Below are 22,580 nucleotides of genomic sequence, written 5' to 3' on the forward strand. Positions count from 1 at the left end.
GCGTGGTTCGTCGTGAGCACGACGTCCGAACGGACGCTCACGGCGCAGGCGCAATCCGTCCGAAACCAAATCGTCCTCGTGGGCATTGCCGGTTTCCTGCTGTCGATTTTTTTCGCCTACTTCATCGCGCACAGCATTACCGTCCCGCTGAAGGGACTCGTGCGGAAGATGGACGACACGGGCAACGATGCCGGGGCGCAAGCGCTCGAATCGCCCGGCCCGGGACGCGCCGCCCATCGCAGAGATGAACTCGGCCGGCTATCGCAACGGTTCGATCGCATGAGTGCGGCGATCGGCCAGAAAATTCAGAAGATCAACGAGATCAATGCGCGCCTGGAAGAAACCGTGACGGCAAGAACGGCTGAGCTGACCCGGCGCGAGCAAGCCTTCCGCACGTTGATCGAGAATTCGCCGGACACGGTTGCACGTTACGATCGCGCGTTGCGCCGCACGTATGCGAACCCCGCATTCTGTTCGCTTGCCGGACGCAGCTTGGAGGAAGTGCTCGGCAAGCGACCGTCGGAAATTCCCGGTGGGGCGAGCGCACTCGCCTACGAGAAGAAAATCAGCGAGACGATTGCGCTCGGGAAACGGACACTCTTCGAACTGAGGTGGATCGGTGCGAACGACCGGGAACAGTGCACGCATATCTCGCTGACGCCGGAGGTCGATCGGTCGGGCAACATCACATCGGTGCTCGCGATCGGCCGCGACCTGTCGGATCGCATGGCATTCGAGGAAACGATCTGGCGGCAAGCCAACTTCGACGTGCTCACTCACCTGCCGAATCGTCAGATGTTCCATGACCGCCTGGCACAGGAAGCGAGCGCGTCGGATGCCTGCGGCCAGCGCATGGCGTTGATGCTGATCGACCTCGACCGGTTCAAGGAGGTGAACGACTCGCTCGGCCATGACAAGGGCGACGTCTTGCTCGTTGCGGCCGCCAAGCGCATTCGCTCATGCGTGGCCGAATCGGATACCGTTGCCCGCCTGGGCGGCGACGAGTTCACGGTCATTGTTCCCAAGCTCGACGCAGCCGATGGCACGGATAGCGTGAGCCGGATCGCCGAGAAGATCATCGAAGAACTTGCCGAGCCCTTCGCGCTCGGCGCCGACGAAGCGTTCATCTCCGCGAGCGTCGGGGTCACGATCTATCCCGACGATGCAGCCGAGCTCGACGTCCTGTTCAAGAACGTCGATCAAGCCATGTATGCCGCCAAGAACGCCGGGCGCAACCGCGTCGGGTACTTCACGCGGGACTTGCGCGTGGCGGCGGAAAAGCGGCTCAGGCTCACGAGCGACTTGCGCTCCGCGATCGCAGGCAAGCAATTCCAGCTTTTTTACCAGCCCATAGTCGAGCTCGAGACGGGGCAAATCCGGAAAGCGGAGGCGCTGATCCGCTGGCATCACCCCGAGCGCGGGAAGATCGATCCGACTGAATTCATCCCGTTGGCGGAGGAAACAGGCCTCATCGTGCCGATCGGCGACTGGGTGTTCCGCGAAGCCGTGCAGCAGGCGCGCCGATGGCGCGCGCGCTTCGGGCCGGAATTTCAGATCAGCGTGAACATGTCGCCCGTGCAAATCCGGCAGGACAGCCTCGTTTGCGCGCACTGGTCCGAACATCTCGCGCAAGAAGGCATGCCCGGCCAGGCCATTGCGGTCGAAATCACCGAGGGGCTGCTGCTCGATGCCGAGTTGAACGAGAAACTGTTGACGTTCCGCGATGCGGGCGTCGGCGTATCGATCGACGACTTCGGCACCGGATATTCGTCATTGGCGTACTTGAAGCGATTCGACATCGACTATCTGAAGATCGATCGCTCGTTCGTGGTCAACGTCGGCAGCGATGCCGACAATCAAGCGTTGTGCGAAGCGATGGTCGTGCTCGCGCACAAGCTCGGGCTGAAGGTCATCGCGGAAGGCGTCGAGACGGCGGAACAGCGCGATTTCCTGCGCGGCATCGGGTGCGATTTCGCGCAAGGATTCTTGTACTCGCAGCCGATCGAGCCCGAGCGATTCGAGGAATCGTTCGCACCCGTGATCGCGGCTTGACGTAGGCAAGCCTTGCGAGCCGTCCCAGGGAAACCTTGACGAGCCCTTCGCTTACGCCGCTGTGCGCAACGCAACGCGTCGAATGCAGGCTTTCCCTAGGGTCTCGGCGAATCCGTTTCATGTCATCATAGTTATATGATATAACTAGATGACACCACCCTCCTCGCCCCTCGGATCCATCTTACGGCCATGGCACTCGATAAAGCCCTCGAAGTCATCCTCACTCAGGCCCGCGAAGCGGGCGTGCCCGATCTCGCGGACCTCCCGCCTCCCGCCGCACGCGCCGTGTACCGGCAGATACTCGCCGCACACGACGTCGAGCCTGCCGCGGTCATCGTGTCCGATGACGTTGCCATGGGCACGGCCGCTCAGGTGCCGGTGCCGGTGCGCATCTATCGTCCCCAGGAGGGCACGCCGGTCGGCGTCGTCGCCTACTATCACGGCGGAGGGTACGCCTTGGGCGATTTGGACGGGTACGACAACGTATGCCGCCGGCTTTGCGCCGACAGTCGAGCGACCGTGGTGTCGGTCGACTATCGCCTCGCACCGGAACATCCGTTTCCGGCTGCCGTGGACGACGCTTGGGCAGCGCTCGAATGGATAGCAGCGAAGGCTGCGGCGTTGACTGGCGGCCCCGCGCCGATCGCGGTTGCGGGAGACAGTGCTGGCGCCGTGCTGGCAACGGTCGTCTGCCTGCTCGCGCGCGACCGCCAAGGCCCGGCGATCGTCTACCAGGGCCTGGTTTATCCCCCCGCGGGCGCCGGCTACTTCGGGAATTCCGATTCGCGCCGCCAGTACAGCGAAGGCCCGACGCTGACCATGCGCACGGTCGACTACTTCAACCGTTGCTACTTCGGCTCGGCGCAGCCGCCCGAGAACGAACTGGCTGCGCCGCTGCTCGCGAACGATTGCTCGCGCCTGCCGCCGGCACTCTTGCAAATCGCGACGTACGATCCCTTGCGCGATGAAGCGATCGCCTATGGCACACGCTTGCGCGAGGCCGGAAACGACGTCGTCATGGTCGAATATCATGGCCTCGCACACGGATTCGTCAGCATGGGAGGCACCGTTGCGGCAGCCCGTCTCGCTCAGCGACAACTCGGCCAGGCGCTTCATGACGCCCTGAAGGCCGGTTAGGCAAGCAGACGGCACGCCCGCAGCGCCGTCTGCCGCGCGAGAACCGGCCGTCAGGCCAGCGCAGGCTCGGCTGCAACGGTCGCAGGTGCGCTCGCCGCCGGCTCGGCCGTGCTGCGAATCAGATGGTCGAAGGCGCCCAACGATGCTTTCGCCCCTTCCCCCACCGCGATCACGATCTGCTTGAACGGGGTCGTCGTGACGTCGCCGGCCGCGAAAACACCCGGCAGCGAAGTGGCGCCCTTGGCATCGACCACGATCTCACCGCGCGGCGACAGCTCGACGGTGCCCTTCAGCCATTCCGTATTGGGCACGAGCCCGATCTGCACGAACACGCCGTCGAGCTCGACGCGCTTCGCTTCGTTCGCGCGCAAATCCCGGTAGGCGAGCGCCGTCACCCTGCCGCCGTCGCCCTCGATTTCGGTCGTCTGCGCCCTCGTCACCACGGTCACGTTCGGCAGGCTGCGCAGCTTGCGTTGCAGCACTTCATCGGCGCGCAGGGTATCCCCGTACTCGAGCAGCGTCACCTCGCGCACGATGCCGGCCAGATCGATCGCCGCTTCGACACCCGAGTTTCCACCGCCGATGACGGCCACGCACTTGCCCTTGAAGAGCGGGCCATCGCAGTGCGGGCAATATGCCACGCCGCGATTGCGGTACTCGCGCTCGCCGGGCACGCCGATCTCGCGCCAGCGCGCGCCGGTCGCCAGCACGACGGTTTTTGCCTTCAGCACCGCGCCGTTCGCCAAATGAATTTCGTTGACGTTGCCAGGCACGAGTGCTTGCGCGCGCTGCGCGTCCATGATGTCGACTTCATAGTGCTTCACGTGCTCTTCGAGCGCCACGGCGAACTTCGGCCCTTCCGTTTCGCGCACGGAGACGAAGTTCTCGATCGCGAGCGTATCGAGCACTTGTCCACCGAAGCGCTCGGCTGCCACGCCCGTGACGATGCCCTTGCGCGCGGCATAGATGGCAGCCGCTGCACCGGCGGGGCCGCCGCCGACGATCAGCATGTCGAAAACGGGCTTGCTCTCGAGCGCCTTGGCCGCCTTGGCCCCGGCGTTGCCATCGAGCTTGGCGAGAATCTCCTTTACACCGCTGCGGCCCTGCCCGAACACTTGGCCGTTGAGGAACATCGTCGGCACAGCCATGATCTGCCGCGCTTCGACCTCGCTCTGAAACAGCGCGCCGTCGATCGCAACGTGGCGAATGCGCGGATTGATGAGCGCCATCACGTTCAGCGCCTGCACGACTTCGGGACAATTCTGGCAACTGAGCGAGAAATACGTTTCGAACGCGTAGTCGCCGTCGAGCTCGCGAATCTGTTCGATGACGGCCTCGTCGAGCTTCACCGGGTGGCCGCCCACCTGCAGCAACGCCAGCACGAGCGACGTGAACTCATGTCCCATCGGAATGCCGGCGAACCGGATGCCGGCGGCGTTGCCCGGCTCGCCGATCGAGAATGACGGCTTGCGTTCGCCGTCGCCGCGGCGCTCGATCACGACGACGCGTTCGCTCAGCGAGGCGATCTCGTTCAGCAGCACGAGCAGCTCTTGCGACTTCGCCGACTCATCGAGCGAGGCGACGATCTCGATCGGCCGCGTGACTTTATCCAGATACGTTTTGAGTTGGGTCTTGAGGTTCGCGTCGAGCATGGCTTGTCCGGTATTTCGAGGTGAAGGCGTGTAGGCGTAGAGACGTAGAGACGACGGGCCGCGCGCGGCGCCATCGAGCCTGCCGATGGCGCTGCGTGAGCCGTATTGAACGGCTTTGAGACGACTTAGATCTTGCCGATGAGGTCGAGCGACGGCGTCAGCGTTTCAGCGCCCGGCGTCCACTTCGCGGGGCACACTTCGCCCGGGTGTGCGGCAATGTGTTGCGCGGCTTGGACCTTGCGCAGCAATTCGCCCGCATCGCGGCCGATGCCGTTGTCGTGGATCTCGCAAAGCTTGATCCGACCTTCCGGATCGATGACGAACGTGCCGCGCAACGCCAGGCCTTCTTCCTCGATGAGGACATCGAAGTTTTGCGCGATCGCGCGCGTCGGATCGGCGATCATCGGGTACTGGATCTTGCCGATGGTGTCGGAGGTGTCGTGCCACGCCTTGTGCGTGAAGTGCGTATCGGTCGAAACGCTATAAATTTCGACGCCGATCTTCTTGAATTCGGCGTAGCGATCAGCCAGATCGCCGAGCTCGGTTGGGCAGACGAACGTGAAGTCGGCCGGGTAGAAGAAAACGACGGACCACTTGCCCTTGAAGCTCTCGTCCGTGACGGTCACGAAGTCGCCATTGTGATAAGCGGTGGCCTTGAACGGTTTGACTTGGCTGTTGATGATCGGCATTTCGCGTGAGTCCTCTGGTTGGGTTGGAAAGTGAGTGCAGTATCGCATTTCACTATCAACATGAAAATTTGATTGAAATTATCAATCAAATAGCAGAGGACTATCGGCGCCATTGCCGCTCATGGCGTGCAGCCGACGGCCGCGTGTGGGCGATCGAATCGTCGCGTGAACCGGGCGGGCGCTCGGCCCGCTACGCGAAATGCGTTCTATGGACTCGTGCTGACCGAGGGCGCAGCGTCAGGCATCGGCGCGGGGGCGGGCTCAGGACTGAATGCGGCGAGTCCCGGCCACGGCAGGCTGCGCCATCCGCGCTTGCGGGAGGAAAGCCATTCGGCAAGCGTCTTCTCGTCGAATGCCGCGCCGAACGGGTCCGCGCGAAATGCCGCCACCCACTGGCGGCGCCCTACGATGAACGAACGGCCGTAGTCTTCCCAACTCGCGAAGCAATCCTGGGCCCGCTGTGCATTGAGCAGCAGCACCCGCCACGCCACCTGCGGCTCGAGCCATCCCATCAACATCGTCATGCGGGCGAGAAAGGCCGTCCGGGCGCATGCGAACGCGAGCGCCGCGCGCGGATCGTCGGTCGGCAACAATTCGTGCAGATCGGCACGGAACCACTGCGCTTCGAGCGTGCGAGCGAGATGCGCGCGCGCATCGTCGCCGCTCGCATCGATCCGCAAGCCCATCTGATGCAGCAGTTGCGGCCGGAATCTGGCGCGCATCGCGTCGGTCATGACGAGATCCGCCGAAACGTGAAACGTCCCGAATCTCGTCGCGACGGCAAACGGCTGCGCCAGCGCGAGTGCCCAGCGCCGGCGTGCAGGCAACCGCTCCGGCATCAGTTGCCGCGCGAAGCGATACATCCACCAGCCGGCGAACAGCACGACGGAAACGTTGAACCACCATGGCTGAGACATCGTTCGGGCTCCTTATGCTCGAGGCCGGAAAACGTCGAGCCGATCGTCGTCGGAACCGTCGAATCCCGGCCATCCGATGCCTTCGGTAACGAACGTGGCGCGTTCATCCACCGGCGCGCCGCCGGTCCTGCGCATGGCATAGCGCACCGCCGCGGCGCGCGGCGTGCGCGCGTGCAGCAACTGCGGTTGACGGGCGGCCACGAACCACTCCACCGCGGGTGTCGGCGCGGCGAGATGCGCGAACAGCACCGGGTGACGCGCCACGAGGCTGGCCTGCATGGCCGTATCTCGAACGTCGTCGATATGGGCCCAGCCGGACGGCGTGCGCACGACACCAATCGCGATGCAGTCCGCCGGCATGGTGTGGTTCGTGCCGAGCGCGTTCAGACAGGCCACGACTTCGTTCACGTAGCGAACAACGGGCGGCCGGTTCTGCTTGCCTTTCACTTGCTCGACTTCGAGCGAGCCGTCTTCGTGGACGATCACGCTGATCGTCACGTGCGGTTGCCCGCCCGCGTCGCGAAAGCTGATCAGCCGCATGCGCCCGGTTTCGATCGCTTGCGCGTATCGTTCGCCGTAGCCGCCCGTCAGTGCTTGCCGGTCGGTGAACTGGCCCAGACAGTGACGCATCGCATAGCTCTCGTAGGCCATCTCGGCACGCAGCGGCGCGCTGTCGCCGTCGTGGCGAAGCTCGACGAACCGGCCGCTCGGCAGTTCGAGCAGCGTGCGCAGCGCGTCAGGCCGGCTCTCGCGCCAGCCGCGCTCGATGCGCTCCGCCATCTGGGCGTGCTCGCTTTCCCATAGCGCGAGCGCCTGCGGGCAGTTGATGCGATCGAGCTTGCCGGCGAGCGGCGTGCCGGCGCGCGATTCGAGAAATTCCACGAGACGCGCTTCGAGCGCGAGCAACGACGGCTCGGCCGGATCGACCCAGACGACGGGAGCGAGCGGCGCAGCCGCGCGTTCGGCGCCCGCTTCGGCCACCGCTCCGAAGCGCGCGATGACCCATGCGGGCACCGGCGCAGGCGCAAACGCGCGTTGCGCGTCGTCGAGCGATTCGATCGTGCGAGCCGGCACGAAGTTGGCGACGACGTGGCGATAGAAGTGATTGAGCAGCCACGCGCGGATATCGTCGCCGTCGCCGCGTGCGCGACTGCGTTCGGCGATGCCGGCTTTCAATTCGCCGGCGTTCAGCGCGTTGCGCGGCGCGTAGCCGAGCCTGTCGACCGGCGTATTCATCGCCAAAACCTCCACCAGGATTTGCGCGCGGATTCGCGTCGCTGCGATTGCGATTGCGATTGTGTGTCGTCGTATGACGCGACCTGCTTCTTCAGTCTTTCGACGCTCTCGGCATCGAGGCCCTCGTGTTCCGGCAACGTCGCGTTCAATGCGAGCACGCGCTCGTACCATTTCCGCGCTTCGTCGTAGCGCGCAAGGTCGTGCAGCAGCGTGGCGGCGTTCCAAACCGTCCACGGGTTGTCGCTCGCCTCCACCTGAGGTTTCAGGGTTTCCCAAAGCGAAGCCGCTTCGCCGGGCCGCTCAGGGGCGAGCCGCATCGCGAGGACCACGCGGGCCGCCAGTGCATCGCGCGGAAGCTTCGTTTCGTCGACACGCTCCGTCTGCCGCTGCCACGTCACGAGCCGCTCGAGCCAAATCAGGATCTCGTCGCTGCGCTCGAGCGTCGATAGCGATTTGGCGATGTCGCGCACGTACCAGTTCGGCGAATAGCCGCCAAAGCCATGTGCCACGGAAAACTGCCAGAGTTGTTCGGCCATGTCGACAGCCGCCGCATGATCGCCGCTCGCCCTCAACGCGTTCACCAAGCTCGCGTACTGATCGGCGAACGGGCTCGCCTCGATGCCGCGCCGGTGCAGTTGGATCGCCTCCTGACAACGCTCGGCGTTCGTGTAGCAAAGGCCGAGGTTGTTGCAAAGCATCGCATAGAGTTCCGCGCACCCGTCGTACGGGTGTCCGCTTCCCGTTTCGAGGAAACGCTCCATGTACTCGAGGCCTTGCTCGTAGACGGCGACCTTCAGCCGCTCGAGTTCCGCGCACGCTTCGGCGCGTAATGGCACGGGCGTGCTTTCCAGAAACCGCCCGCCGTCCTCGTCGAGTCCCGCCGCATACCGGTAGCAGGCCCTGCCGCTCGCCAATTCAGGACGAGGAAACCGAAGCGCGGCCGCTAGGCCGAGCGAGCGCTCGCGTGCGACGAACAACGCGTAGTGCGAGCGGTCGTCGCTCATGCCGCCTTGCTCGATAGCGGCGCTTAGCCGGTCGGCTTGGGTGGCCGAATCGATGGCTTCGGTGCGGCCGTCGTGCAGCGCGCTCAGGCAGGCGATCCACGGATGTTCCGGGGCACGCCGCTGGGCGAGCGCACGGGCCGCCGCGTAAATCGCTTCGCGCAGTTCGTCGTCGCGCAATTCGCCGATCGCCGCGAAAAGCTCGGCATGCACGGCAGAGCGCAGCTTGATGTTCACTGCGCCGGCCCGGCCGTTCGCGATCAGCCGCTCCAACAAATTCGCCGTATCGCAGGCGAGCATCACGCACAGCGGCCACCACGCCGCCCCATCGCGGTCATCGGCCAGGCGCGTGTGGATGACGCCCGCCATGCCCGCCCACGTCTGCTCTTCGCACTCGTAGATATGGAAGAACAGGCGCTGCCCCGCCTCGTCGAATCGTTCGGCTTCGACGAGCCACGGCAGCTCGTACTCGATGAAATCGTCGGTTCCCTGCGCGGACAGGCTATGGCGGGCAAGCCCGCACGCCGCCAGCGCGGCCTTTGGCCCCTCCCGCGCATAGATGGCCCGCGCGGCGAGCCGCGCCAGGCGAACGTCGAGTTCGCGGCGTCGGGCCTGCGGCCAGTCGGCTGCGAGCGCGCGCAGCGCATGCTCGATGACCGGATAGCCATCCGGCGCGACCCAGATCAGCGCATCGCCGAGGCGTAGCCAGTCACGCTCGCCGACGGATTGGCCTGGCGCCGCATTCGTGAGCGCCTCGAACGCGGCGTGGGCCGCGTTGGCCGCCTCCGCATCCGCGCCTTGACTTCGGAACGCCCACGCGCGGCGCCGCTGGCGGTCGGCTTCGTCCAGCGCACGCAGCGACGCGCGCTCGGGGATGGCAAGATGCAGCGCATGGCGCAGCTCGATGGCCGTGAATGCGTGCGCCGGGTAGTGACGCTCGATGTTGTCGAACGCCCCCCAGCGCCGATAGCGCTCCGCGGGAAGGCCAGGCTCTTCGGCGATCACGTTCGCCATTTCGGCCAGGGCATGCCCCATCGCCTCCTCCTCGCGCAGGAACGTGGCGATATGCAGCCGGTGCTGCGCGAGGCGCATGCGGATATCGGGACGGGCGTCGGGGGGCGCGCTCGCCAGCACGCTCGAGCCGTCAGTGTCGAGCATGGCGCGCGACGCAGCCGCATCGCCGGCATAGAGCCAAAGCGAATGGAGGCGCCCGAGCGCATCGATCGAATGCGCGCGTAGCGGCTGCGCGCGCAGCGCCGCCAACACGCTTTCCGCTTTATCCGAATCGTCGTCGGCCAGATCGGCTTCCAGCCGATCCAGAAATTGGTCCAACTCTCGGTCCGTTACGACATCATGACTCGGCGTCATTGGTCTCTCCACGATTCCTACAGCGGACGCCGTGCACGCTGCGTACGACAGCGCCCGATACGCGCTTCAAGCATCGCCGCCAAAAAGCCCATTGAGCTGCGCGCCGGACGCCGCCTCGCCGAATCCGTCGAAACGGCCTTGCGCGAGCGACTGCGCGGCACGCATGAACGCACCCCATGCCGTCCGCGCGAGTGCGCCGCCCACGCTTACGCGCCGCACGCCAAGGGCGGCGAGATCGTCGATCGTCAAGGTCGAATTGGCGCCGATCAGCACATTGACGGGCTTGGGTGCCACGGCCTGCACCACCGCTTGGATCTCCTCCGCGGTTCGGATGCCCGGCGCATAAAGGCAATCCGCCCCCGCCGCCGCGTAGGCTTGGAGGCGCGCGAGCGTGTCGTCCAGATCGGTCATCCCCACCACGAAATTCTCGGCTCGGCCGATGAGCAGCGTATCGCCACCGCTCTCATCGATGGCGCCGCGCGCCGCCTCTAGCCGCGCCACGGCCACGTCGATCGGAAACAACGGCGCGCCGGCGTCACCGGTGGAATCCTCGATCGACAGGGCCGCCACACCGGTGGCAACGGCCAACTCGACGCTCTCGGCCACTTCCTCCGGATTCGCGCCGAAGCCGTTTTCGAAGTCCGCGTTCACCGGCAAATTCGTCGCCGCGACCATCGAGCGCAGATGCGCGAGGACCGCCTCGAGACTCATGTGGTTGTCTGCGCAACCATTCGACCACGCGAATCCCGAGCTCGTCGTGGCAATCGCGCGGAACCCTAGGCTTTCGAGGTAGCGCGCGCTGCCGGCGTCCCAGGGATTCGGCAGCACGAAGCACCCCGATCCGTGCAAGGCACGGAAGGCAGCGCGTTTTTCGGCGATCGAGCGTGACATGGCAACCTCCAGAAAGGACAAAAGCGGTTAAGTGCTTCAAGTGCTTCTAGCGCTTCGAATGCCGCAGGTGCTTTACCCGCTCGGCAGCCATTGAACCGATGCCGGCCTCGCGGCCGGCAGTGGCGAACGTCACGCCCGATCGATTCGACGCGCGGGCTTACTGTCCGAGCTTGCCATCGACGCAACCCGTGCTGCTGCACTCGCGCTCACGCTCCTGAAGGAATGCGAGGCGCTGCTGCGTCATGTTCACGGCGCAATCGAGGTTGACGAAGTAGCCACTGTCCTTCTCCTCGCTGCATTGCTGATCGCGCTGCTTGAGCCACTGAAGCTGCCCGCTCTTGAGCGAAGCCTGCTGCGTGGGATTCAGATGCGTACGCAAGCGCGAATACTGCGCATTCAGGTCGCGATCGGCCTGCGAGAAAACGGTGCTCGCGCAATACACTTGGTCGAATGCATTGCGCGGTTTGCCGCAGCCGGCCGCATGCGCGGCGAGCGGAAGCATCGTGGCACAGAGAACAGCGGCAAATTTCTTCATGATTTTTCCTTTTTATTGACGGATGGGAACTGCATAAAACGGCTTATCGCTTCATGGATGACAATCCACGACGCCATTGGAGATGGCGTTGGCGAGTTTCGCGATCGTCGCGGGCTGTGCGAGTCGGCGTTCCTCGTCGGGATTGACGATGACGCCGGCTTCCACCAATACCGCCGGCATCGGGGCGGTTTTCAGCACGACCAGATCGTCGAATCGATGAATGCCGAGCCGCCGGTCGATCAACGGACGGTTTTCTCCCTTGATCGGCGTCGCGTGATAGAGCGACGGCGTTTCCCCCGCCGCCAGCAAACGCTCGCCGATGGTCTTGGCGCATACGAGGCTTTGCTCGTAATGCGGATTGCGTTCGGACACGAAAATCGCGAAGCCCTTCAATAGTCGGTTCCGCCCCTCGTCGATCCAAGCCTGGGGCATGGAATCATGGTGAATGGAGATGAAGAAGTCGGCGTTCGGCGCCGCATTCGGACGGTCCGCCAACCCGATCTCGCGATCGTCGGCACCCGTGCGAACGACGCGTTCACCGGCTGCCTGCAGGTCCTCCGTGACCGCTTTGCTGAGGTCGAGGTTGTAAAGATGCTCGACTCGGCCGCTCGCGCCCGTCGCGCCGGGATGAGCCGAAGTATGTCCGGCATCGACGATGATCGATGCCGCCTGGCATGTCGCTACGGTAAAAAAGGCAAGCAAAAAAGCAATAAGGGAAGAGATGGAGATTCTTGGCATCTGAGTAGTCGAGCGCAAAATAGGAAGCTGTCGTTTTGGTTGCGCGAGCGGCGGCGTATTAGGCTGAGAACCGAGGCTGATAACCGGAAATCAGCGCAATCCTATCAGAATAATGAGACGTATCCTGCGCCGATGGCGACCGGTCAGCGTAATCGTCGAGCAATAGATATCAGGAGGCATCCATCGCCAATCACCGCCCTCGATTGCACGCTGAAACACCGGAGATAGCCGCACTTACTGTGACCTTAACGGCCGGGTTAGGCATGAGGATATGGCGCCGCCCGCCCGACGACGCCCCGTGGAGCGTCCCATTAAGTGGTCGAGGGCACCGGGGCTTGACATGCGAATTTTGGCCCACCTACCCTCGCAAGACTAGGGCAAGATCATCCGGTCGACGGGAGAACGAACGATGAGATGCATCCGAAAGACGCTGCTGCCGGTGGCAGCCGCCATACTGTTGGCAGCAGCATTGCCGGCTCGAGTGTTGGCAGCAGGCCCGAAGGTCGTCAGCGGCCCTGGCACGGACGCGAGTTGCTTCGCCCCGGAGTCGAAAGACACCAAGTTCTTCCAATGGCCGGCCAAGCCCGGCCCTTACCGCATCGCGCTCGTGAACGGCTTCATCGCGAACGACTGGCGCGTCCAGATGATCCGCGTGGCGAAGGCGTATGTGGCCCAACCCGCAGTGAAAAAGGACATCAAGGAGTTCAAGGTGGTCTCGGTCGGCCAGGACATCTCCGCTCAAATCGCCGCCGCCGACAACTTCATCGACCAAGGCTTCGATGCGATCATCGTCGATGCCAATAGCGCCGCGGCGTTCAAGGGCGTGGTGCGCAAAGCCAACGCGAAAGGCGTGGTGGTCGTCTCGTTCGATAACGTGATCGATAGCCCCGACCAGATTTCGGTCAACGTCGACCAGATCGGGCTCGGCAAAACGGCCGCCAAGTTTCTGCTCAAGGAAGCGAAGAAAACAGGCGACCTCACGTTCCTTCACGTGCGCGGCCCCTCGGGGCAGCCGGTGGATCTCGCACGCAACAAAGGCTTTCATGACGTGCTCGATCAATCGCACCGGAACGTGAAGGTGGTCGACGTCATCGGCAACTGGGCGCCCGGCGATGCACAAAAGGCCACGGCCGATGCCATCGCTGCGGGCGGCGTATTCGACGGCATTTATGTTCAGGGCGGCTCGCAAGGTGCGGTCCAGGCGATGCTCGATGCCGGCAAATTCAAAGCGCCTGTCTCCGGTGAAACGGAGAATGCGTTCCGCATGCTCTGCGATAAGGCACACCTCACCTGTCAGTCGGGCGGCACCGGCCCCGCGCAAAGCGCCGTGGCCATCAAAACGGCGCTGGCCGCGCTCCATGGCAGTGCCATCCCGCAGAGCATCGCCCTACCGACCTCGATCGATTATTCGCCGTTCACCGAGGGAAAAACCGTGTTTCCCGCGCTGCCGGGCAGTTTCTTCGCCGGCAACAACTTCCCGAGTTGCGACATAGGCTTCTCGGCGGAGGAGATCGCAAAGCAGTCGAGCACGAACAACTGACGGACACCGATCGAACCGGCGGCGGGCGCATCCGCCGCGATCGCAGGAGTGGAAGGCACGATGACTGAGGACGCGCCGAGCCCGCTGCTGCGGGTAGAAGGTGTCTCGAAGCACTATGGCGGCGTGCGCGCGCTCGAAGACGTGCAATTCGCTTGCCGCGCCGGGTCGATTCATGCGCTATTGGGCGAGAACGGCGCGGGCAAGTCCACGTTCATCAAAATTCTCTCGGGTGTCGTCCAGCCCGATCGCGGGCGCCTTTTTCTCGATGGCGAGGCAGTCAGCTTTCCGACGCCCGCCGCAGCCGCCCAGGCCGGCATCTCGTGCATCTTTCAAGAACTGTCGCTGCTGCCGGACTTATCGGTCGCCGACAACATCGGCATCGCGCTCGAGCCGCACCGGCTCGGACTGATCGACCGCCGCGCGCAGCGGCGGCAAGCCGAGGACATGCTGGCGCGCATCGGCGGCGAGGAGATTCATCCGGCCGCGCGCGTCGGCGACCTGCCGCTATCGCGCCAGCAGATGGTCGAGATCGCCAAGGCTCTCGTGCGCAAGCCGAAGGTGCTGATCCTCGACGAAGCCACGTCCGCATTGACCGCGGCCGATGTGCTCAAAGTCTTGGCATTGCTCAAGACACTGCGGCAGCAAGGGATGGCGATCATCTACATCTCTCACCGGATGCACGAGATCGCCGAACTCGCCGACGACTGCACGGTGTTCCGCAACGGCCGCTATATCGAGACCTTCGCCGCCGGCACCAAGTCCGACGATGCGATCGTCCAGATGATGATCGGCCGCGAATATTCGAGCGCCTTTCCGCCGCTCGGCGGCACCAAACGCGACGGTGCACCGGCGCTCGCCGTGCGCAAGCTGTCTTGGGCCGGAGAACTGAACGAAGTCTCGCTGGAAGTGCATCCGGGCGAAGTCGTCGGCCTGGGCGGGCTCGATGGTCAAGGTCAACGGCAATTCCTGCTGGCGCTGTTCGGCGCGTTGGTCGGCGTCGAGGGTGAAGTCGAAGTCGCGGGCCGCCCCGTCAAAATCGCGAGTCCGCGGCAAGCGAAGTCGCCCGCGCTCGGCCTCGCCTTGATTCCGGAGGATCGCAAAAACGAAGGCCTCATGTTGCCGATGACCGTGCGGGAAAACCTCTCTTTCGCGGCGCTCGATACGGTCTGCCGTTTCGGACGCATCGACCGCAAGGCCGAGAACGAGCGGATCGACGCCCTCGTGCGCCAGCTCGCGATCAAAGCGGACGGCCTAGACGGGCCCGTCGCCGCGCTCTCGGGCGGCAACCAGCAGAAAGTCGTGATCGGTAAATGGCTGATGACGAAACCGCGCGTGGTGCTCCTCAATGATCCGACCCGAGGCATCGATGTCGGCACGAAACAAGAAATCTATCAACTGCTGCGCGAACTCGCGCGGCAGGGCACCGCCGTCCTCTTTTATTCGACCGACTATGCGGAGCTCATCGGCTGCTGCGACCGCGTGGCCGTCTTTTACGACGGCACCATCGGACGAATGCTCCAAGGCTCGGATTTGACCGAGCGAAACCTCGTCGGTGCCGCGCTGAACCTGGCGCCCGGTGCCCCGCCCCCCGCTGCGATTCTTTCGAGGTAGGACGATGCAAGCCGAACAGAAGCCGACACCGCTCGGGCCGCGCCGCCCACCGGGCCGAAGCGACTGGCGCTACCGGCTTGCCGCGCAACGAGGCCCGCTCATCGCGGCGGCGATCTTCGCGGCCATGTTCGGCGTCTATGGCGCGGCCCAGCCGAACGGCTTGAGCGTTGATGTCGTCAATACGGCCGCGAACAAAGGGGCCCTGCTCGCGCTGGTCGCGATGGCTCAGACGCTGCCCGTGCTCACGGGCGGGCTCGACCTCTCGGTGGGCATGATCTTCATGCTGGCCAATTGCCTTGCCTCGACGATCGTCGTGGGCGGCCCGGCAACGACCGCCCTCGGCATCGCCGGCGTATTGGCCGCGGGCTTGACTTGCGGCCTCGCCAACGGATTGATCGTCGTCTATGGCCGGCTGCAGCCGCTGATCGCCACGCTCGCGACGAGCGCGATCGACTTCGGAATCGCCCTGGCGTTGCGCCCGCAGCCGGGCGGCGACATCAACGGCGATTTCGCCGATTGGATGACGCGGTCCATCTATGGCGTCCCCTGCTCCGTGCTGCTCCTGCTCGCCACGGTCGTCTTCGTCTGGCTACCGTACCGGCGCACCACGCTTGGTCGCGCTGCCTATGCGGTAGGTTCGTCGGAACAGGCGGCCTACATGTCGGGGGTACCGATCGCTGCGGCCAAGCTATGCGCCTACATGCTCGCGGGCCTGCTCGCCGCGCTCGGCGGCTTGCTGCTGACTTGCATCACGTTCTCCGGCGAAGCGCGCGCGGCCCTCGGCGGCGACTACACGCTCAACTCCATCGCCGCGTTGGTCATCGGCGGCACGTCGCTGTTCGGAGGCTCGGGCGGAGTCGTCGGCTCCATCTTCGGGGCGTTCGTCATGCGAACGGTCGGCGATTTGCTGATCGTCTTCAATATCAATCCCGTCCTGCAGCCTCTGTTCGTCGGCCTCGTGCTGCTGTTCGCGATCAGCCTCGGTTCGCTGCGGTTGCTGCGGGTTCGCAACAAGCTCGACCTCTATCGCTGATGCTCGCCATGGTTCGCTCCTTGCCCAAGATCGACTCCGCGACGCTGATCGCCTTCGGTTGCACCGTGCTGCTCCTTCTATTGGGCGCGGCTGCGAAGCCGGGCTTTCTCTCGCTCGATTATTTGGTGCAGCAATTGCAAGTGGCGGCCTTCCTCGGCACGATCGCGACGGGCGAGATGATCGTGATTCTCATGGGACAGATCGATTTATCGATTCCTTGGACGATTGCCATGGGCGGCATGATGGCCACCGGCGCATCGGGGATCCTCGGGCCCACGCTCGGCGTGCCGCTCGCCATTCCGTTCGGGATCGCGTGCGGTGCCGCCGTCGGCGTACTGAACGGGCTCGGCGTCGCTTATCTGCGTGCGCCCTCGATGATCTTCACGCTCGGCATGAACGCGGTCGCACAAGGGCTCATGGTCTACCACACGGGCGGCTTCGCGCCGCAGGACCGGGCCACCGCACTGATGGTCGTGCTCGCGAGCGGCCAGGCGATCCATGGCGTTCCGAATCCGCTGCTCATCTGGATCGTGCTCGGTGCCGCCACGACGTACATGCTCACGCAAACCAGGATCGGCCGCGAGATCTACGCGATCGGCAACAAAGAGCGCGCTGTCTTTCTCTCGGGCGTCGATAGCCGCCGTGTCATGCTCATCGCATTCGCGCTGTGCGGCGCCTGCGCCGCGGCGGGCGGCGTGCTGCTCGCCGGCTGGGCGAACCGGTCCTATCAGGCGATGGGGGACCCCTATCTGCTACCCGCCATCGCCGCCATCGTGCTCGGCGGCACCAACGTGCTGGGCGGCCGCGGTACCTATCTCGGCACCGTCGCGGGCGTCGTTCTGATCACCTTGTTGCAATCGATTCTTTCCGTGCTGCAACCGCAGGACTACTTTGCGCACCTGGGTGTCAAGCTGCCCGCCGACGTGTTCCGGCAGGTCGTTTTCGGTCTCGTCATCATCGTCATGATGATGCTCTACGGCCGGGAAAAAGCGGTTCGATGAAGCGGGTGGCGGTCGCTCAAATCCGACCTTCGGGGATTCAGCGATGACGTTTCAACGCCCCGTCGCTCGGGGCAGGCTGGCGATGGTGCGCTCGAGCGTCCGCAGTGCGATTCGCGCATGATTGCGTTGGCGTATCGTCTCGTGGATGTCGCGGTCGACGAGAACGGCGCGGGTGCGCAGCGAGTCGGGGCTGTGCGCGGATTTCGGCGCTTCGAGGTTTTTGAGCGCTTGCACCGTCGCCCCATCCACCTCGGCCATCCCCGTCTCGGCAATCAATCGCTCGAGTTCGGCTGCATGGCGCTCGAGTTCGGCGCGCTTGCCCGCGAGTCCCTTCTTCGGCGTAGTCCGCAGCGCTTGAAGCGCGCCGTTCGCGCCGTTGATCGAGCCACGCAAATCGCGCCACAGGCCGTCATAGTGCTGCCCGAGCGACGAGAGCGCGCCGGTTTCGTGGTGGTGCTCAGGGATGGCGGATAGGGGTCCCAATTTGGGAAGACGGTAATCCGCCCCTGCCCGTGAGGGCCGTTTGCCGGCGCGGGGCGACACCGTCACCTGGCCTGGCTCGTTGCGCCGCGGGGCGGTTTGCGGCGTCTGTGTCTGCGGCTTTCGCGCCTTACCGGAGCCGATTTTCGGTTTCGTTAGATCGCTTTGCCCGGTGGGGACAGTGGTTGGGCGCGCGGCGTGGCCCGCGCTCCCGCTCGTCGGCGGCGGGGGCGGACGACGGGTCGGCACCGGCTTGCCTTCGCGGCGCGCCTGCTCGGCCGACAGCTTCGGGATCGCGTTGCGCCATGCGGCCGGACCGCCGTTCTGCTCATGAATCCTGGTGGCGGTTCCGGCTACCGCATCCATCGGTGCGGCCGCGGGATGCGACGCGGCGCGCAGCGGCCGCGGCGCGGCGTCTTGCTTCGGCGTCGACGACGATGACGTGCGCCCCAATCCCAGCAAATTCTTGGCCGAGCGCTTGAGGGTCCCCAGCATGCCGGACGAACCGGTGCGAGCCGGCTCCTGCTGCCCGGCAGGGCCTTGAGGCGCCGGGGCCGCCCTGCCCTTGCGCAAAGCCGGAGGCGCCGAGGTCGACACGCTCTTGGGCAAAGGCGTTTGTGGCGCATCGATCAGACTGTGTGTCGGTGCGCGGCTGCCGGCTTGGCCCGCAGCCGGTTGGCGCCGAAAAATGTCGTCCAGCTCCGACCATTCGTCGTCGTGGGATGTAGCCGCCGCAGTCGCCTTCGGCATCCATTCGCGGAACGACAGATCACGCGTCAGTGGCGCTCCGGCAGTTTCAGCCGCCGCCTTCCCCGCGGCGCCACGGCTTGCGAGCCCTTGCAGGTGCTCGATCTGGCTACCGCCCTTGGGCAGCGAAGCCGGGCTCGGTCGTGCAGTCGTCGTGCGGGCTGTCGGATGGGCCGGGCTCGGGCTCGAGCCCGCGCCGATAGTCGCGGGCAAATGGGCACTTCGAATCGACTCGGACACGGCCGTCTCCCCCTTCGGCAAATGGATCGGTAATGCTGCAATCGACGCGACTGTAGCCTAAGCCAAGGGGCCGCAAGCCCGGGCACCGCGAAGCGGTGTGGAACGGAGCGAAAAAGCCGCACGCCCAACGCCGAAAACGGAACGTCGTTGCTCTCGGTCATTCGCTTCTCGTCGCATTGGCGCCCTTCCCCACGGCTCGATTCGTCGCGCCGTGAGATTCCGCACGCCGATCTTCGGAACGTCCCCGAGGCGTTTTTCGTCATCTCATCGCCGCGGTAGAAAGACCACAGGTGTAATTTTCGGCGCCGTTTCGTAACGAAATTAATGAGGAAGTGATGAAAACCGCACGAGGCACTGATTTTCCATTCAAGCTGAATCAATCTACAAGCGGCCGACGGCAACGTCTTCGCGCTCTCGGGCAACCATGCGGCGATTCGCGCAACAGGCACTGCAAAGCGCGACGGGCATGTGTGGCTCGTGGCCGATAGCGGGACAGTCGAACTCTCATCCTCCACTGATTGAGGATGGCGGTTGCCCGCCCGTCATCGCGGTGTTGTCGACGCTTTCGACCAAAGCGCCTCCAGAGCAAACACTTTATACAAACATATTTTATTTTGTGGCATAATGTTTTCACATCGATCTGACGTCTCCCATGGAATCGCCCACTCCGATCATCGACCCCACCGCGATGCAAGCCGCCGCGGCCAACGCATGCGCACTGCTGAAGGTGCTCGCCAACCCGGACCGTCTGCTGTTGATGTGCCGGCTTTCGCAAGAAGAAGAGATCTCCGTCGGGGCGTTGGAGGAACAGCTCGGCATCCGGCAACCCACTCTTTCACAGCAGCTGGGTGTGCTGCGGGAAAACGGGCTCGTGACTACGCGTCGGGAAGGCAAGAACATCTTCTACTCCGTGGCAAGCCCGAAGGCGCTTGCCGTCATGGCAGTCCTGTACGAGCAGTTCTGCGCGAACGCCTGAACGGAAAATTCATGCAGATCGACTTACATCATTTCACGCCGGGTCTGTCGCTGACAGGGGGACTCATCATCGGTTTGGCTGCCGCCGTGCTCGTGCTGTTCAACGGCCGCATCGCCGGCATCAGCGGTATCTTCGGTGGCTTGCTGCAACTGCAACTCGGCGACATAGGTTGGCGCCTGGCCTTTCTCGCGGGACTGATGGGCGCGCCTATCATGTCGAGCCTATTGGGCAAGCCCGTTCATTTGGACATCCAGAGCGGTTGGGGCGAAATCACACTCGCCGGGTTCGTCGTCGGCATCGGCACTCGTTACGCAGCGGGCTGCACGAGCGGTCACGGCGTATGCGGCATCTCGCGCGGAGCCGTTCGCTCATTGGTTGCGACCGCAACGTTCATGATCGCGGGATTCGTGACTGTCTTCGTGCGACTGCACCTCATCGGAGGACACTGATATGACAATCCGCCTGGCGTCCATCATGGCCCTGCTCGCTGGCTTGCTTTTCGGTATTGGCCTGACGGTTTCCGGCATGGCGAACCCAGCCAAAGTACTCGGGTTTCTTGACCTCGCGGGTCAGTGGGACCCGTCACTGGCCTTCGTGATGGCCGGTGCCATTGCCATCGGCTCGCTTGCGTTTTCAGCAGCCAGGCACCGCAACCGGTCATACCTCGGAGCGCCCATGCAGTTGCCGATCAGCAGGGACATAACGCCGAGGCTGATTTTCGGCAGCACGGCGTTTGGTGTCGGTTGGGGCCTGGCGGGCTTCTGTCCTGGCCCTGCACTCGTCGCGATCGGGGCCGGCTACCCGAAGGCCGTCGGCTTCGTCGCAGCAATGGCAGCGGGCATGGCCGCCGTCGACCTGATAGAACACGCGAAGTCAGTTCTACGACGCGGGTGAACTACCCGCGATCCCATAAAGGAGATCGAAAACAGTAGGCAAAACGAACGATCGCCATGCTCGGCCGAGCGGAAGCCGCCTATTTCCACCGCGACATGCAAGGCGGAGCACCGACCCGCCATGCCTCGGTTCAGCGCAGGTCGAGTACCTGGATGACGATATCGAGTGGAGCCCTGGTCCTCGAACTCATGACGATCGTTTATTGAGAACCAACGCCCCACTCTCATTTGTCCCGATGCAATCGATATGAAACAGATTCTGGTGTATGCCGACTCGCTATCTTGGGGCATCGTTCCCGGAACCCGCCAGCGCTTGCCGTTCGACGCGCGCTGGCCCGGCGTGATGGAAAACACACTACGGATGCGAGGAGTCGCAGCACGCGTGCTCGAGAACTGCCTGAACGGCCGCAGGACAGCATGGGACGATCCTCTCAAGCCCGGACGAAACGGCATCGTAGGCATTGAGCAAGTGATCGAAATGCACTCGCCTCTCGACTTGGTGATCGTGATGCTCGGCACCAACGATTTCCAGACGGTCCACGACAACACCGCACGGCATTCGGCGGAAGGCATCGGCGCATTGATCGATTCGATACGCCGTGCTCCTGTGGAACCTGGCATGCCCGTGCCCCCCGTGTTGATCGTCGTGCCGCCGGCTATCAGGGTGCCCGACGGCCCCATCATGCCCAAGTTCCTCGGCAGCGAAGGCCGGTGCATCGGCTTGGCAGACGCGTACGGTGATATCGCACGATCGCACGGCTGCATGATTTTCGACGCAGGGACGGTGACGACGACGAGCCACCGAGACGGGATTCACCTTGACGCCGATCAGCACGCAGTGCTTGGCAAAGCCATTGCGGACATTATTCGAGCTGCCACACGTACAACGTTCGTTCGGTGATTCCCGTTTCTCGCGCGAGCGCGGATACCGGCACATTTTCCGGCGGCATCATGCGACGCACCAGGGCTTCTTTTCGTTCTGCTGAGTAGGCTTTCATTCATGCCTATTCTACCGCCCCCGGACCTCGTCTAAGATTCAAACGACACGACACTGACGCCGGGGCGACACAGAAACCAGCGGCAAAGACTCAACTGGGGCAACCTTCTTCGCAGGCGAGGCTGCACGGCATTGCTTCATCGTCGAGTAATTTATTGCGGAAGCGATATAAGACGTTCCCTTGTGCCGCATCATATGGTCCTCACAGCTTCGCATGAACGCCCCCGCTAGCCTTGGACTTCACGACCAACACGGCTCAGGACGGTCTATGCGGCTACTTGGGTCAGCGCATACGAGGCGTCGAGTAGTCTACGAACCCAAAAGACGAACTAAAGCTGAGGGCCTAGGTGCTTCTGAGACGGGCATCAGGATTCGACTGACATCGATTGTTGAGAAGCGACGAGCTTCGGCGGAGGATCGCACTTGCAGATGCAAAGATCATCGCTCAAAACTGCATGTCGACCGTCGGGAGCGGTCATCACCTGACGAGGACCGTCACATTTGATTTTGCCGGTCGTATTACATGCCGGGCATTGCACATCATCGCCTTCGTGGGCGACATCGCGGCCGTCAAACTGGATTGTGGTTGGCTCGGCGACTACCGTTCCGCTCGCGGTGGTCTTGTCACCGTCAAGGATCAGATAACGTTGCATGGTTTAGCGCGAAAGACCTCGGTGACGATTATGCCCGTGTCATGTTAAAAGTATGTGCTCATCTTTTCACTTACTCTCGGTTCCTAACGTCTGTGCAGTGCTTGGAACCTGGCGTAAGAACGATGTGAGCAGCTATGGTTGACGATTGGCCGCATACAGCGCTCATCGAAATTTTCGTAAAGTCGAAGTCGAA

At 63.8% G+C, this 22,580-nt stretch carries 20 protein-coding genes and 1 pseudogene; 10 read left to right on the forward strand and 11 right to left on the reverse strand.

Annotated features, from left to right (window positions below):
• Both ACTHNZ_RS11355 and ACTHNZ_RS11360 read left to right on the forward strand, forming a co-directional pair.
• Positions 1–2,052, forward strand: a 2,052-nt coding sequence (locus ACTHNZ_RS11355) for a putative bifunctional diguanylate cyclase/phosphodiesterase (protein ID WP_440542592.1), incomplete at its 5' end; no start/stop codon positions are given.
• A 189-nt stretch (positions 2,053–2,241) separates the two neighbouring features.
• Complete coding sequence (locus tag ACTHNZ_RS11360; protein ID WP_440542593.1) at positions 2,242–3,189, forward strand: alpha/beta hydrolase; 948 nt, start codon at positions 2,242–2,244, stop codon at positions 3,187–3,189.
• A gap of 50 nt (positions 3,190–3,239) precedes the next feature.
• On the opposite strand, the gene ahpF is transcribed toward ACTHNZ_RS11360, so the two are convergent.
• The 8 genes from ahpF to ACTHNZ_RS11400 form a co-directional block, all read right to left on the reverse strand.
• Entirely contained in the window at positions 3,240–4,841 is a 1,602-nt protein-coding gene (gene ahpF / locus ACTHNZ_RS11365) for an alkyl hydroperoxide reductase subunit F (protein ID WP_440542594.1), read from the reverse strand.
• Between the two features lie 125 nt (positions 4,842–4,966).
• Entirely contained in the window at positions 4,967–5,530 is a 564-nt protein-coding gene (ahpC, locus tag ACTHNZ_RS11370; protein WP_440542595.1) for an alkyl hydroperoxide reductase subunit C, read from the reverse strand.
• Positions 5,531–5,736: 206 nt separating this feature from the next.
• The gene (locus ACTHNZ_RS11375) at positions 5,737–6,447 is read right to left on the reverse strand and encodes a DUF1266 domain-containing protein (protein ID WP_440542596.1); all 711 of its coding nucleotides are present in this window, start codon (positions 6,445–6,447) and stop codon (positions 5,737–5,739) included.
• A gap of 12 nt (positions 6,448–6,459) precedes the next feature.
• The gene (locus ACTHNZ_RS11380; RefSeq protein ID WP_440542597.1) at positions 6,460–7,683 is read right to left on the reverse strand and encodes a hypothetical protein; all 1,224 of its coding nucleotides are present in this window, start codon (positions 7,681–7,683) and stop codon (positions 6,460–6,462) included.
• On the reverse strand, positions 7,680–10,052 hold the full coding sequence (locus ACTHNZ_RS11385; RefSeq protein ID WP_440542598.1) for a hypothetical protein: 2,373 nt from the start codon (positions 10,050–10,052) through the stop codon (positions 7,680–7,682). Before ACTHNZ_RS11385 ends, ACTHNZ_RS11380 begins: the two co-directional genes overlap by 4 nt.
• A gap of 66 nt (positions 10,053–10,118) precedes the next feature.
• The gene (locus ACTHNZ_RS11390; protein WP_440542599.1) at positions 10,119–10,943 is read right to left on the reverse strand and encodes an isocitrate lyase/PEP mutase family protein; all 825 of its coding nucleotides are present in this window, start codon (positions 10,941–10,943) and stop codon (positions 10,119–10,121) included.
• 157 nt (positions 10,944–11,100) lie between these two features.
• The gene (locus tag ACTHNZ_RS11395; RefSeq protein WP_440542600.1) at positions 11,101–11,478 is read right to left on the reverse strand and encodes a lysozyme inhibitor LprI family protein; all 378 of its coding nucleotides are present in this window, start codon (positions 11,476–11,478) and stop codon (positions 11,101–11,103) included.
• A gap of 51 nt (positions 11,479–11,529) precedes the next feature.
• Positions 11,530–12,216: an N-acetylmuramoyl-L-alanine amidase family protein gene (locus ACTHNZ_RS11400; protein WP_440542601.1), complete on the reverse strand. Its 687-nt coding sequence runs from the start codon at positions 12,214–12,216 to the stop codon at positions 11,530–11,532.
• Between the two features lie 409 nt (positions 12,217–12,625).
• On the opposite strand from ACTHNZ_RS11400, the gene ACTHNZ_RS11405 reads away from it, so the two are divergent.
• From ACTHNZ_RS11405 to ACTHNZ_RS11420, 4 genes are read left to right on the forward strand one after another with little or no spacing between them, the layout of a single operon-like run.
• Positions 12,626–13,756 carry a substrate-binding domain-containing protein gene (locus tag ACTHNZ_RS11405; RefSeq protein WP_440542602.1) on the forward strand — a complete coding sequence of 377 codons (1,131 nt, stop codon included), beginning with the start codon at positions 12,626–12,628 and terminating at the stop codon, positions 13,754–13,756.
• Positions 13,757–13,816: 60 nt separating this feature from the next.
• A complete protein-coding gene (locus ACTHNZ_RS11410; protein ID WP_440542603.1) occupies positions 13,817–15,367 on the forward strand; it encodes a sugar ABC transporter ATP-binding protein in 1,551 nt (516 codons plus the stop codon).
• 4 nt (positions 15,368–15,371) lie between these two features.
• Positions 15,372–16,400 carry an ABC transporter permease gene (locus ACTHNZ_RS11415; protein WP_440542604.1) on the forward strand — a complete coding sequence of 343 codons (1,029 nt, stop codon included), beginning with the start codon at positions 15,372–15,374 and terminating at the stop codon, positions 16,398–16,400.
• Positions 16,401–16,408: 8 nt separating this feature from the next.
• Complete coding sequence (locus ACTHNZ_RS11420) at positions 16,409–17,401, forward strand: ABC transporter permease (protein WP_440542605.1); 993 nt, start codon at positions 16,409–16,411, stop codon at positions 17,399–17,401.
• 51 nt (positions 17,402–17,452) lie between these two features.
• On the opposite strand, the gene ACTHNZ_RS11425 is transcribed toward ACTHNZ_RS11420, so the two are convergent.
• Positions 17,453–18,841 (reverse strand): hypothetical protein, encoded by a 1,389-nt coding sequence (locus tag ACTHNZ_RS11425; protein ID WP_440542606.1) that lies wholly within the window; start codon positions 18,839–18,841, stop codon positions 17,453–17,455.
• A 679-nt stretch (positions 18,842–19,520) separates the two neighbouring features.
• Between ACTHNZ_RS11425 and ACTHNZ_RS11430 the strand changes: the two genes are divergently transcribed.
• From ACTHNZ_RS11430 to ACTHNZ_RS11445, 4 genes are all read left to right on the forward strand, one after another.
• The gene (locus tag ACTHNZ_RS11430; protein WP_440542607.1) at positions 19,521–19,844 is read left to right on the forward strand and encodes a metalloregulator ArsR/SmtB family transcription factor; all 324 of its coding nucleotides are present in this window, start codon (positions 19,521–19,523) and stop codon (positions 19,842–19,844) included.
• 11 nt (positions 19,845–19,855) lie between these two features.
• Entirely contained in the window at positions 19,856–20,293 is a 438-nt protein-coding gene (locus ACTHNZ_RS11435; protein WP_440542608.1) for a YeeE/YedE family protein, read from the forward strand.
• A gap of 1 nt (position 20,294) precedes the next feature.
• Complete coding sequence (locus ACTHNZ_RS11440; RefSeq protein ID WP_440542609.1) at positions 20,295–20,738, forward strand: DUF6691 family protein; 444 nt, start codon at positions 20,295–20,297, stop codon at positions 20,736–20,738.
• Positions 20,739–20,984: 246 nt separating this feature from the next.
• Positions 20,985–21,638 (forward strand): SGNH/GDSL hydrolase family protein, encoded by a 654-nt coding sequence (locus ACTHNZ_RS11445; RefSeq protein WP_440542610.1) that lies wholly within the window; start codon positions 20,985–20,987, stop codon positions 21,636–21,638.
• On the opposite strand, the pseudogene ACTHNZ_RS11450 reads toward ACTHNZ_RS11445, so the two are convergent.
• Both ACTHNZ_RS11450 and ACTHNZ_RS11455 read right to left on the reverse strand, forming a co-directional pair.
• Positions 21,610–21,735 (reverse strand): annotated as a pseudogene (locus ACTHNZ_RS11450) (transposase); the annotation flags it as partial. The gene ACTHNZ_RS11445 and the pseudogene ACTHNZ_RS11450 overlap by 29 nt on opposite strands.
• A 364-nt stretch (positions 21,736–22,099) precedes the next feature.
• Positions 22,100–22,387 carry a PAAR domain-containing protein gene (locus ACTHNZ_RS11455; protein ID WP_440542611.1) on the reverse strand — a complete coding sequence of 96 codons (288 nt, stop codon included), beginning with the start codon at positions 22,385–22,387 and terminating at the stop codon, positions 22,100–22,102.
• Between the last annotated feature and the right edge of the window lie 193 nt (positions 22,388–22,580).

Origin of the sequence: Trinickia sp. (genome assembly GCF_051953955.1) — a bacterium.
GTDB lineage: Bacteria > Pseudomonadota > Gammaproteobacteria > Burkholderiales > Burkholderiaceae > Trinickia.